Origin of the sequence: Streptomyces capitiformicae, assembly GCF_002214185.1 — a bacterium.
GTDB lineage: Bacteria > Actinomycetota > Actinomycetes > Streptomycetales > Streptomycetaceae > Streptomyces > Streptomyces capitiformicae.
Map to the genome: position 1 here is coordinate 4,282,288 of NZ_CP022161.1, position 12,508 is coordinate 4,294,795.

The window sequence follows — 12,508 nt, forward strand, 5'->3', positions numbered from 1 at the left end:
TCGTCGCCAAACTGCCGGTGTCGGGTCATCGAGCGCTGAGGACGTGCGCCCACGGCTCATCGATGTCGGCCAGACCCAGCACGGCGACCACGTTGTCGAGCATTCCGGCGCCGAACCAGCGCCGCACGGCGTCGTCGTCGCCCAGCGTGCTACCGGCGCCCGGACGGCGCCAGCGGCCGTGACCAGTCCGAAGGCGTGGGAGCTCTCCTGAATCTCCGTCCTTCGCTCTGGGATAGGCGTCGACGGAGTGGAGCCAGGATCATCCTGGCTCCACTCCGTGGTGCGGGCGTGTCACTGGAACTGTGCGAAGAACCTCCAGATCTCTGCTTTGGTCCAGGTGGCGACGCCGCTGTCGCCGGTGGAGCCGTCGACCGGACCGGGTGCGTGGCCTCCGTCGAACGCGGCCCATTGGACCGGGAATCCGGCACGGCAGCCCGAGTAGGTGGTGGTGATGTGCGTTCGGCTGCCCGGCGCGGGCTCGCGCGGGCTCTGGGGGGTGCAGCCGTTGTTGCTGACGAACCTGTCGCGCAGGGACCGTCCTTGCCCGATGTTGAGGACGGAGTCGCTGATGCCGTGGATTCCGAAGTAGGCGATGGGCTGGGTGCCGCCACTGCACCCGCTGATCTGAGCGCCGGATATGACCGCAACGGCCCTGAAGACATTCGCCCGGCTGCATGCGAGTGCGTAGCTCATACCGCCGCCCCAGCTGAATCCCGTGGCGAAACGCTGTGCCGGGTTGACACAGAGGCCGCCCTCGATCCGCCGGATCATGTCGTCGACGAAGGTGACGTCCTCACCACCCGAATTGGCCCAGCCGTTGCCGAGGCCCTGGGGGGCGACGAGGATCGCGCTGTTGTTCGACTGTTCCTGTTGGCCGTAGTAGGACCAGGCGTTCCCGCTCGTGCCGCCCGAGGCGACCTCGCCGGCGGTTCCGCCCCGCCAGTGGAACGCGAAGATCAACCGATAGGGGCGGCTGTTGTCGTAGTTGGCGGGAACCCGGAGGATGAAGCTGCGGCTCTTGCCGCCGCTCTGAATCGTGTGCGTACCGCTCGTCAGAGTCGGGGCGCTGCCGCATCCACCGCCGCCACCGGACGACAGCTTGACCAACTGCCATTGCTGGTTGGCGCCGCCCTGGTCGGCGTACTGGACGACGTTGCCGCCGTCGGCGGTGGAGGCGCCCTGCACCTCCACCGCCTTGCCGCTGGTGCGGTTGATCAGCCGGACGTGGCCCGCGTCGGAGTCGGCCAGGCGGAACTGCTGGTTGGCCCCGTTGTGGTCGGCCCACTGCTGGATCACGGCACCGTCTGCGGTCGAGGCGCCGGCCACGTCGAGAACCTTGCCCGAATGCTGGGCCTTGAGGCGGTAGAAGCCGTCGCCGGAGGCCACGAACTGCCACTGCTGGTTGACTCCGTCGTGGCGCGTCCATTGGCTGACCCGCGCGCCGTCGGCGGTGGACGCGCCAGAGACGTCCAGCGCCTTGCCGCTGTTGCGATTGACCAGGACGTACCAGGCATTGGTGTCCACCGTCGCCGCCTCGGCGGGCGCCGGATTCACCACGGCGAGCATGCCGATCGCGAGGGTCGCCGCCACCAGGGCGGCGACCCGGGACCACCAGCGATGTCCGTGTGGAGGGGCGGAGGAGGCCGCACCGTAGGTCTTCATCGATTCACCCTTTCGTTTGTGGCAGGTCCCCTCACGTGCGGGTCCAGCGCTGGTTGCTGCTGTTCGAGCAGGAGTAGAGCTGGATCAGGGTGCCGTTGGCGGTGCCGCCTGCGGCGGCTTCGAGGCAGAGGCCGGACTGGACTCCGACGATGGATCCGTCGGAGTTGAGGCGCCATTTCTGGTTGTCGCCGCCCCAGCAGCTGTAGATCTGGACTTTGGTGCCGTTGCCTGTGCCGGCGGCGTCCAGGCACTTGTTGCCGTAGACCCTGAGCTCATTGGCGGCTGTGTACGTCCACTGCTGGTTGGTGCCGTTGTGGCAGTCCCACAGGTGGAGCTGGGTGCCGTCGGTGGTACTGGTGCCGGGCACGTCCAGGCAGCGGCCCGAACCGACGCCCTTGATCTGTCCGGAGCCCGAAGGGGGCGTAGTGGAGCCGCCGTTGAGTGCGTTGAGGACGGCGGTGTAGGCGGGCTTCTTGCTGCCGTCGCGGTTGAACAGCAACGGCGTGTGCTCCGGTCGCCAGGAGTCGGAGTCGCGCACACCCCAGACGGTGATGCCGAGGCAGCGCGGGACGGCCAGGCAGTCGTTGGTCACGTTGGCGTAGGTCGTGGCCGAGGCGCCCTGGATGTCGAGTTCGGTGATGGCCACGTCGACGCCGAGGGCGGCGAAGTTCTGCAGTGTGGTGCGGAAGTTGCTGTTGTAGGGGCTGCCGCTGTTGAAGTGCGACTGGAAGCCGACGCAGTCGATCGGCACGCCGCGCTGCTTGAAGTCCCGGACCATGGCGTACATGGCCTGGGTTTTGGCCCAGGTCCAGTTCTCGACGTTGTAGTCGTTGTAGCAGAGCTTGGCGGCAGGGTCTGCGGCGCGCGCGGTGCGGAAGGCGACCTCGATCCAGTCATTGCCGGTGCGCTGCAGGTTGGAGTCGCGCCGGGCTCCCGAACTGCCGTCGGCGAAGGCCTCGTTCACGACGTCCCACTGGACGATCTTGCCCTTGTAGTGACCCATCACGCCGTTGATGTGGTTGATCATCGCCTGGCGCAGCGTGCTGCCGCTGAGGCTCTGCATCCAGCCGGGCTGCTGGGAGTGCCAGGCCAGGGTGTGACCGCGCACCTGCTTGCCGTTCTGCACCGCCCAGTTGTAGACGCGGTCACCGGCGGTGAAGTTGAACTGGCCCCGCTGCGGTTCGGTGGCGTCGATCTTCATCTCGTTCTCGGCCGTCACCGAGTTGAACTCACGGCCCGCGATCGTCGTGTACGCCGAGTCGCCCAGCCTGCCCGAGGCGATGGCGGTGCCGAAGTAGCGGCCGCTCTGCGCCGCCGCGGCGCCGAGCGTGCTCTCGGCGGCGTGTGCGGTCGGCGGCGCGACCAGTGCGGCGACCGTACCGAGGGCGCCGACGACCAGCGCCAGCAGCAGGCCGCGGATCTTCCGGCGGACAACGGGTCTGGGAAGGGCATACAGGCCCATGACTGTGCCTCCAAGGTAGAAATCACGGAAGGACTGAAGCGCAGGGGAATGCGTCGTCCGCTCCCACTCGGCAGACGGACGGGGCGAGCCGGAACCCGGGCAGCACGGAATCACCGGACACCGCGGTCATGGGACCGGGACGATCTCAACCGGCACGGACGGCACCCGGTCGGCCGTCGGGGGACGTACGGCGGGGAGCGGTGGTGTTTTGACACAGGCATGGGGGCACTCCATCGCGGCTCAGCCGGGGGACCGTCACGCGGCGTCGCGTACCTCTCCAACTGCAAGAAGAGCCAGGATGCGCCGGTGCGAACCTCACCGGAACGGAACGGGGTGGCGCAGGTGCTTCGGTGCGCGGATCTGCGGTGCAGATGATGTGCGTGATCTGCCGTGCAGCACCGTTTACTCAGGACCGGCATGATTCGAAATCCCGAACTGTGGCCGGTCACCCAGGGAGGGAAGATTGCGGGATTGACAGTGAATCGTCAATACTCACCGCAGAGAATGTTTCCGTTTCCATCCCGAAACTTTCGGAATCCCGTCGAGCCGGACGACGGGCCGTTCAGCGCCGCCTTCGGCGGATCCCGTAGGGCCGGACCGGAACCAGTACGAGTGTGCGGACGCTGCTTGCTCAACATCCCTCCCTGCGCGGACCCTTGGACGCGGCCCCTTGGACTGGCGAGCCGTATCGCGAACTTCCGGAGTGCTTCCGGTCGGCGCGACAGCTCGCCAAGCCCAAAGGGGAGGAACTGTTTGTGGACAGATCGGCGACAGACCTTGACCAGAGGGCCCTGCATTCCTAGCTTGTGGCGTCAAAGGTTCGGGGATCTCTTCGAATGTTTCGAAGCTGTCCCCTGGCCCCGGTACGGCCGCTTCGCGGTTCATCGGCGTCACCTCACCCCGCCCCCAAGGAGGCCCTCTGATGTGGTTTCGCCACCCGTCCCCGGTTCGTCCAAGACGCTTACTCGCCGTCCTTGCGCCCTTGCTGCTCGTGGCTGCCTTCCTCGGCGCCCAGCCCGCCAGCGCGGCGACCGTAGACCCCAACGCCTCGTATGTGCTGGTCAACCGCAACAGCGGCAAAGCCCTGGATGTCTACAACATGGCGACCAGCGACGGCGCCCGCATCACCCAGTGGGCCAGGAACGATCAGAACCAGCAGCAGTGGCAGTTCGTCGATTCCGGGGGCGGCTACTACCGCATCAAGTCCCGGCACTCGGGCAAGGTGCTGGACGTCAACAACTGGTCCACCGCGAACGGCGGCTCGATCGTCCAGTGGGCCGACCTGAACGCCACCAACCAGCAGTGGCGGCTGGCCGACAGCTCTGATGGCTACGTGCGGCTCATCTCGCGCCACAGCAACAAGGCCCTCGAAGTACAAGGTGCCTCCACCGCCGACAACGCGAACATCGTCCAGTACGACGACTGGGGCGGCAGCAACCAGCAGTGGCAGCTCGTCAAGGTCGGCGCCGACAACCCCGGCGCGTGCGATCTCCCGTCGACATACCGCTGGACGTCAACGGGCCCGCTGGCGCAGCCCAAGCCGGGGTGGGCCTCGCTCAAGGACTTCACCGTCGTCCCCTACAACGGCAAGCAGCTCGTCTATGCGACGACACACGGCGCCGCGGGAACGGGAAGGGCCTGGGGCTCGATGAACTTCACCCCGTTCACCAACTGGTCGGAGATGGCCTCGGCCAGCCAGAACACGATGTCGGCTTCCACGGTCGCGCCCACGCTCTTCTACTTCGCGCCGAAGAACATCTGGGTGCTCGCCTACCAGTGGGGCAGGACCGCCTTCGTCTACCGGACGTCGAGCGACCCCACCAACCCGAATGGCTGGTCATCCGAGCAGGTGCTCTTCTCCGGAAGCATCTCCGACTCCGGAACCGGACCCATCGACCAGACGCTCATCGCCGACGGGACGAACATGTACCTGTTCTTCGCCGGTGACAACGGCAAGATCTACCGGGCCAGTATGCCGATCGGGAACTTCCCGGGCAGCTTCGGCTCAACCTCGACAGTGATCATGAGCGATACGAGGGACAACCTGTTCGAGGCCCCTCAGGTCTACAAGCTCCAGGGCCAGAACCGCTACCTCATGATCGTCGAGGCGATCGGCTCGCAGGGCCGCTACTTCCGCTCGTTCACGGCCACCAGTCTGAACGGCTCATGGACACCCCAGGCCGCGACCCAGAGCAATCCTTTCGCCGGCAAGGCCAACAGTGGCGCCACCTGGACCAACGACATCAGCCATGGCGAGCTGATCCGCACCAGCCCTGATCAGACCATGACCGTCGACCCCTGCAATCTGCAGTTGCTCTACCAGGGGCGCAGCCCCAACTCCGGCGGCGAGTACGGTTTCTGGCCCTACCGTCCGGGTCTGCTGACACGGCAGCGCTGACGGTATGACTCGGGTCCGGCCCCGGTAGGGAGCCGGCGTGGCGGGCTCGGCGTAAGGCCGGGCCCGCCCTCAGGCGCCTTTCGCTCGCATGGACTGCTCGATGAGGCAGCCGGCCTGCTCCCGGACGCCGTCCAGGAACTTGGCGTAGTCGCGGAAGAGGACCTCGATACTCTGGCCCGCGCGGCGAGCGCATTCGGCTGGGTCCCCACCGGAGTACAGCCGGAACGGGATCCCCGGCATGCCGGTCCCGTCGAGTACTTCGAGGCGCTCGGCCACACCGCCCGCGCGTCCCCACGCAGTTCCGGGTGACGTGCCGGCGACGATGAAGGCCGAGACGCCGACGGCGGCAACGCCGGCCCGACCAACTGGGCCCCGTACCAACATTCAACGGCGAGATTCACCGAGGCTCCGTTCGGCCCCGGGCGGGGCCCACGTGGACAGCGCACCTGTCGAAGAGTGCCTACTGTGTGCGCAGCGAGCAACGCCCGGCCACGAGGAACGCCATGCCCGACAGCCCCGCCCCGGCGCAGTCCCCGGGAACCAGTCGCAGCACTTCGGCGACCATCCCGCCGAACATCCTGCGCTGCCTCACGCCGGTCACCGACGGGTACGGAGTGGACCTTCGGCCCGAGCTGAGCCGGGTCGGGCTGGACGAGGCGATGATGCGCTCGGCGGCGCTGCGGGTCTCCTACCGCCAGGGCAGTGCCGTCATCCGGCGTGCGCTGGAGCTCACCGGTGACGCTCACCTGGGCCTGCGGGTGGGTGCCGCGCAGCACCTGACCTCCTGGGGTCTCCTGGGATTCGCCCAGATGGCCGCCGACACGCTGCGGGAAGCCATCGAGACGGGTGTGCGCTTCCAGAACCTGTCCGGGGCGATGGTGGTCTGGTCGGCCGGTCCGGAGGAAGTCGGCTACGTGCTGCGGGCCGAGCTGCCCGATCCCGCCCTCGATCCGGCGGTCGCGGTCTTCCTGGTGGAAGAGGCGTTCGCCAGCGTCGTCACCCTCACACGGCTGAGTTCCGGGGAGGAATTCACCCCGCAGAGCGTCGAGTTCGCCTTCCCCGCGCCACGCGACTTCGGGCCGTTCACCGAGCTGTTCCGCTGCCCGGTACGGTTCGACGCCGTGGGGAACCGCTTGGTGTTCCCCACGGCGTGGGCCGCGCGGCCGATGCCGGGCCACGACCGGGTCACCTACGCCGCCGTCGTGGAGCTCCTGGAGGAGCAGGCGGCGTCGAGGCGCGATCAGCAGGATCTGCTGGAGGTCCTGGAGATCTCGATCGCGCAGAGCCTGCCCGACGTGCCGTCCTTCGTCGAGCAGGCCCGACGGCACGCCTCCAGCGAGCGCACACTGCGCCGTCGTCTGGCCGAGTGCGGCACGACGTACGAGGCGGTAGTCGACGGAGTACGCCGCGAGCGGGTCGAGCAGCTGCTGCGCCGGCCAGAACTGACCCTGCGGGACATCGCCCGACAGGCGGGTTTCTCCGACGTGCGAGCACTGCGGCGGGCGGTGCACCGCTGGCACGGGGTGGCCCCGGCCCGGCTGCGCGGGGAGGCCGGAGTGCAGTAAAGGGAGTGCCCACGCGCCGCCGCGCCACCGCGCCCTGGGTCACCGGGTCAACGCGTGCGGATCCAGACGGTCTTCTCTCTGGTCCACTGCGCGAAGGCGTCGGTGGACTTCTCCGCGCCACCGAACCCCGACTGCTTCCACCCGCCGAAGGGCGTGGTGATGTCGCCTTCGCTGTACGCGTTGACGGAAACCACACCGGCTTCGATGCCCCGCGCGAGCCGGAGCGCGGCGTCGAGGTCACGGGTCCACACCGAGGCGGCGAGCCCGTATTCGGTGGCGTTCGCCAAGTGCACCGCCTCGCCCTCCGTGGTGAAGGTCTGGACGGTGACAACAGGGCCGAACAGTTCCTTGGTGAGCACGTCGCTGCCCGCCGGGGCCCGGCTGATCACGGTCGGCGGGTAGTAGGCACCGCGCGCCGGCAGCCCGTGCGGCAGCCCGCTGGTGTGGACGTGAGCCCCTGCGGAGCGGGCCGCGTCCACCGCCGCCGCGACCCGGTCGAAGGCGGCACGGTTGATGAGCGGCCCCACCTGGGTGCGTACGTCGGCGGGGTCGCCGATGGTGAGGCTCTTCGCGGCGGCGGTGAACCGGTCCAGCACTTCCTCGGCGATGCTGTGGTGGACCAGGACGCGGGAGCCGGCGGTGCAGTTCTGCCCCATGGTCAAGAACGCGGCCTCGATCATGTTGTCGATCAGTTCGTCGCCGTACTCGAGCGCGTCCGCCATCAGGATCTGGGGGCTTTTGCCGCCCATCTCCAAGGAGACCCGCTTGAAGTTGGTCTCCGCCGCGTCGGCCAGGATGCGGCGTCCGGTGGCGGTGGACCCGGTGAACGACAGTGCGCGCACGAGCGGGTTGCGGGCGAGCGCCCTGCCGGTGACGGAGCCGCGGCCGGGCAGCACCGTGAGCACACCGTCCGGTAGGCCCACCTCGGCCGCCAGAGCGGCAAGGTGCAGGGTGGAGCGCGGGGTGGCCTCGGCGGGCTTGAGCAGCAGGGAGTTGCCCGCGGCGAGCGCGGGGCCGACCTTCCAGGCGGCCATGGCCAGCGGGTAGTTCCAGGGCAGGATCGCGGCGGCCACCCCGACCGGTTCCCGGCTCACCAGGCCCAGGCTCTCGTGACCGGTGGGGGCGACGCGGCCGAAGACCTTGTCGGCCGCCTCCGCGAACCAGCGGATCGACTCGATCGCCCCGGGCACGTCGCCCGTACGGCACTCCGTGATCGGCTTGCCCGCGTCCTCGCAGTCCAGCCGGGCCAGGAACCCGGCGTGGCGCTCCATGAGGTCGGCCAGGCGCAGCAGGACAGCGGCTCGCTCCCGCGGGGACCGGCCGGCCCAGACGCCGCTCTCGAAGACCTTGTGCGCCTGCTCGGCCGCCAGCACGACGTCCTGCTCGCTCGCCGCCGGTACGGTCGTGATCAGCTGACCTGTGGTGGGATTGACGACGTCGAGCGTCTCCTCGATGCCCATGATGTCCGTCCCGTTCATGCTTCCTCCATCAGTTCCCACCGGCCGCCGACCTGGCGGGCCAGCCCTCTGCGGCGCAGGTCCTCCAGATAGCGGGCCATGCCCCGCTCACCCCGCTTGCGGAACAGCGGGAAGAGCCTGGGCAGCAGGTTCGGCGCCAGCATCGCGAACCGCACCAGCCGGGACTCGCCGGACCGGACGTAGGACTCCAGGCGGGGCTTGTCCAGCAGGCTCACGACCGCCCTGACGACATCGGACGGCTGCTGCGGTGCGTCCTGGAACTGCATGGAGTTCCCGCCGTCGACGGCCTCCTGACGGAGCATCCGCGTGTCGGTCGCCGACGGCAGCACCGAACCCGCCTGGATGCCCTTGCCTCGCAGGTCCAGCCCGATGGCGAGCATCGCGCCACGCAGCCCGAACTTCGCGGCGGTGTAGATGGGGGTCTCGCCCAGCGGGAAGATCCCGCCGAGGGACACGGTCGTGATGACCCGGGGGTCGCCGGAGGCCCGCAGCAGCGGGACGGCGATCCGGGTGGTGACCAATGGGGAGACCAGGTTGAGGTCGATCTCCCGCTCGATGCTCTCGACGCTGCGCACGTCGAACCGTTCGGCGCTGGTCATACCCACGTTGTTCACCAGGACGTCTATACGGCCGTGGGTGGCCGCGACGATGTCGAGCATCCGCTCCACCGCGGCGTGGTCCAGCAGGTCGCAGCCCAGCCCGGCATGCCCGCTCCCCGGCAGATCGGCGGCGGTCCGCTTGGCCCGCGCCTCGTCGATGTCGACCACGACGAGGCGGGCACCGCCTGCGGCGAAGCGGTGGCACAGGGCGCTGCCGATGCCTCCGGCGCCGCCTGTCACCAGGATGACCTTGTCACGGAAGTCGTACGTCATGACGCCACCGCTTCCTGTCGTACGGACGTTGCCCGAGGCGGCAGGCCCGCGGTACGCCAGCCCATCCCCTCGGCGACCTTGCCGAGGTACTTCACGAAGGCGTCGCTGTGGACGTAGCCGGTGTGGCGCGGCGAGTCGACGAATTTCAGTCCGCCGGACAGGTCCGGCCGGTCACTGCGGATCATGCGGGCGAACCGCTCGGCGGTCGGCAGCCCGGCCCGCGCGTCCCGGATGTAGGACGCGATCAACTGGGCCTGGTTGTCGAAGAGCTGGTAGGCCCCGGAGTTGGTCTCCACGAAGCCGACCCCGAACAGGCCCTCGTGCTCGCGGGAGAAGGAGGACAGATAGAGGTCGGGGTGCTGCTCGTCGCCGAAGTACTTCTGCGCCACGGGGACTTTGTGGACGTATCCCGTGGCCAGCAGGATCAGGTCGAAGTCGTCGCTGGTGCCGTCGGTGAAGTGCACCGTCCGGCCCTCGGTGCGTGCGATGCCGGGCCTGGCCGTGATGTCCCCGTGCTGGAGGTGGTGGATCAGCAGCGAGTTGATGGCCGGGTGGGTCTCGAACAGCTCGTGGTCGGGCTTTTGCAGACCGAGCCTGCGCGGGTCGCCGTTGATCAGTCGCAGCAGGCCGCCGAACAGCTTCTGCTGCAGCCACATCGGCAGGTGGGGGCCGCCCGCGGCGATGGTGTCCACCGGCCGGCCGAACAGGTGCTTGGGGATGAACCAGTAACCACGTCGCATGCTGATCGCCGCGTAATCGGCGGACCGCGCCGCGTCGCAGGCGATGTCCAGCCCGGAGTTCCCCGCACCCACCACCAGCACCCGCTTGCCCCGCAGTTCAGCGCTGCTGCGGTAGGTGACCGTGTGGCGGATCTCTCCGGTGAAGTCGCCGGGCAGGTCGGGGACGTTGGGGTGCCACTGCGCGCCCGTGCACACGACGACCTGCCGGTGTGTGCCGGCCCGGCCGTCGGCCCGGGTGACCGTCCAGGTGCCGTCCGGATTCTTGTCCACGCTGCGGACCTCGGTGCCGAACTCGATCCGGTCCCTGAGTCCGTATGCCTCGGCGAAGGACGTCAGGTAGGACAGGATCTGCCGGTGCGGCGGGTAGTCGGCGAAGTGGTCCGGCATCGGATAGCCGCCGAAGCCGGAGAGCGACTTGCTGGAGATGAAGTGGGCCGACTCGTACATAGGGCTGCCGGGGTTGTCGATGTCCCACAGCCCGCCCGGCCCCGTGTGGCGCTCGATGTGCGTGTACGGCAGGTCCCGCTCGGCCAGCGCCCTCGCGACCGCCAGCCCTGCGGGTCCCGCACCGATCACGCAGGTGTCGTACTGGTACTCACTCACCAGCCCGCCTCCTTTCCCCGATCTCTCACGATGTGGGGAACCTACGCACCGGGCGGTCGGCGGGAACTGACTCCCGCGGCCACAGAGGGGACCGCAGCGGCCAGAGACGGGCCTCGGCGTCGGGACCGGGCCGGATGCGGTCCAGCCGGGCAGGAGTGAGCGCGGCCCCCTCGGTCGTGGTGACCGAGGGGGCCGCGGTTGCCGTGCGGGCGGTGTCGCGGACGGCGCTACCCGTTGCCGTCCGCAGGTTGATCCTTTTGCCTTCGGCGGTCGCCGCGCTGACGTCGGATCCCGGCGGCCACAGCCGTCGATGCGGCGGTCCCGCCGACCGGCTTGCGGTCGGCGGGACCGGGCACGGCACGGCGAGGCGCCGTCATGAGGTCGAATAGGTCCAGGTGGCGCCGTCGTCCTGGGCAGGGATGTACACGATCGTGCTGTGCCAGCCGATGTCGGACCGCTGGTAGTAGAACTCGACCGAACGGTTCGACTGCCACCAGTATTCCGACGCCGTGGTGCAGGAGTTCGGCTGGACTTCCCAGAATCGTGAGCCGGTCCGGTCGTGGTACTGGTTGAAGCCGACGACGAAGAACGTCATCAGCCGGGGGTTGTTGTTGCAGACCTGGAGCTGCACGGAGTCGACCTGGTCCGCACTGGCCGTTCCGGGAAACGCCAGGCCGAGGCAGAGGGCGCCCACGGCGAGAGCAGATGCCGTGAATCTGTTCATGGCAGTACGCATGGCAAAACCATCACTTTCTCGTGTGGTGTGGTCGTACGTGTGGTGTGGTCGTAGCGGATCGAAGTGGATCCGGATCTCAGCTCAGCAGGGCCTCGGCACGCAGCCAGGTCCGGGCCACTTCGCCGGGCGCCCGACCGGCGTCGACGGACGCGACGAGCCCGGCCAGTTGCTCCGTGGTCAGCCGGGCGTTGACGCCGACGAGGGCCCTGCGAGCGGTCGGGTCCGCGTTGGGGGCGCTGATCAGAGGGAAGACATGCTCGGGCGGTATGACGCTTTTGGGGTCGGTCAGCACGACCAGGCCGTCCTCGCGGATCGATGGGGCAGTGCCGCGCAGCGCCAGGACATCGGCGGTGCGCGAGGGGCCGGCAGGGGCGAGGGTGACACCGTACGCCTTCTTCAGCGACGAGGCCGACGGGGCGTCCGGGTCCGTGGAAGCGGGACCGCCGAGCGTGAGGCGACCGCCGGTCCTGCTGAGGTCAGCGAGGTTGCGCAGCGAGTGGCGCCGGGCGGTGGCCCGGGTGACGGCGAGGACCACACCGCGCTCCGCGGCCGCCGGCTTCAACGCCACGATCCCCGGCGGCAGCGCCATGCTCAGCGTCGCCGCCATGTTTCCGGGCAGCGTGTCCCCTCGGGGCAACGCGCGCAGCGTGGCGGTCTCGTAGGCGGGCGCGAGCCCGACCTCTCCCGCCAGCACGGCCTTGACGGCGTCCGCGGCAGATGCGTAAGTGGTGGGCGCTGACCGAACCTCCTGCCCGGCGGCGGTGAGGAGTTCGCCATAGAGAGCCGCCACCACCCTGCTCTCCGCGGAGCGGTCGGTGCCGATCACCGTCGCCTCTTGTCTGTCCGCGGCGCTCACGGTCGTCCCGCTCGTGCTCGCGCCGGCACAGCCGGACAGCAGGACGAGCGAGGAGGCGGCGAGAGCGAGTGTGCGCAGCACGGGCCGTATTCCTGGCATCACGGAAGACCACTTCTGTCGTCAGAGGAAGGAGGCA

General features: G+C 68.9%; 10 protein-coding genes. 2 read left to right on the plus strand and 8 right to left on the minus strand.

What is annotated here, in order from left to right:
• Positions 1-291: 291 nt before the first annotated feature.
• On the minus strand, positions 292-1,593 hold the full coding sequence (locus CES90_RS19070; protein WP_208921878.1) for an RICIN domain-containing protein: 1,302 nt from the start codon (positions 1,591-1,593) through the stop codon (positions 292-294).
• Positions 1,594-1,693: 100 nt separating this feature from the next.
• Positions 1,694-3,124 (minus strand): endo-1,4-beta-xylanase, encoded by a 1,431-nt coding sequence (locus tag CES90_RS19075; RefSeq protein WP_189786025.1) that lies wholly within the window; start codon positions 3,122-3,124, stop codon positions 1,694-1,696.
• 922 nt (positions 3,125-4,046) lie between these two features.
• On the opposite strand from CES90_RS19075, the gene CES90_RS19080 reads away from it, so the two are divergent.
• Complete coding sequence (locus CES90_RS19080) at positions 4,047-5,522, plus strand: non-reducing end alpha-L-arabinofuranosidase family hydrolase (protein WP_189786024.1); 1,476 nt, start codon at positions 4,047-4,049, stop codon at positions 5,520-5,522.
• Positions 5,523-5,591: 69 nt separating this feature from the next.
• Here the strand turns inward: CES90_RS19080 and CES90_RS19085 are convergent, their stop codons facing one another.
• Positions 5,592-5,798, minus strand: a complete 207-nt coding sequence (locus tag CES90_RS19085; RefSeq protein WP_189786079.1) for a hypothetical protein — start codon at positions 5,796-5,798, stop codon at positions 5,592-5,594.
• A 227-nt stretch (positions 5,799-6,025) separates the two neighbouring features.
• Here CES90_RS19085 and CES90_RS19090 point away from each other — a divergent pair, with 227 nt between their 5' ends.
• The gene (locus CES90_RS19090; RefSeq protein ID WP_189786023.1) at positions 6,026-7,087 is read left to right on the plus strand and encodes an AraC family transcriptional regulator; all 1,062 of its coding nucleotides are present in this window, start codon (positions 6,026-6,028) and stop codon (positions 7,085-7,087) included.
• A 47-nt stretch (positions 7,088-7,134) separates the two neighbouring features.
• Here the strand turns inward: CES90_RS19090 and CES90_RS19095 are convergent, their stop codons facing one another.
• The 5 genes from CES90_RS19095 to CES90_RS19115 all read right to left on the minus strand — a co-directional run bounded on the left by CES90_RS19095 (position 7,135) and on the right by CES90_RS19115 (position 12,453).
• Entirely contained in the window at positions 7,135-8,565 is a 1,431-nt protein-coding gene (locus tag CES90_RS19095; RefSeq protein WP_189786022.1) for an aldehyde dehydrogenase family protein, read from the minus strand.
• Positions 8,562-9,437, minus strand: a complete 876-nt coding sequence (locus CES90_RS19100) for an SDR family NAD(P)-dependent oxidoreductase (RefSeq protein WP_189786021.1) — start codon at positions 9,435-9,437, stop codon at positions 8,562-8,564. The genes CES90_RS19095 and CES90_RS19100 overlap by 4 nt, the downstream gene beginning before the upstream one ends.
• Positions 9,434-10,780 carry a flavin-containing monooxygenase gene (locus CES90_RS19105; RefSeq protein WP_189786020.1) on the minus strand — a complete coding sequence of 449 codons (1,347 nt, stop codon included), beginning with the start codon at positions 10,778-10,780 and terminating at the stop codon, positions 9,434-9,436. The genes CES90_RS19100 and CES90_RS19105 overlap by 4 nt, the downstream gene beginning before the upstream one ends.
• A 373-nt stretch (positions 10,781-11,153) precedes the next feature.
• Entirely contained in the window at positions 11,154-11,516 is a 363-nt protein-coding gene (locus CES90_RS19110; protein WP_189786019.1) for a hypothetical protein, read from the minus strand.
• A gap of 76 nt (positions 11,517-11,592) precedes the next feature.
• Positions 11,593-12,453, minus strand: a complete 861-nt coding sequence (locus tag CES90_RS19115) for a glycine betaine ABC transporter substrate-binding protein (protein ID WP_229914169.1) — start codon at positions 12,451-12,453, stop codon at positions 11,593-11,595.
• Positions 12,454-12,508 lie beyond the last annotated feature (55 nt).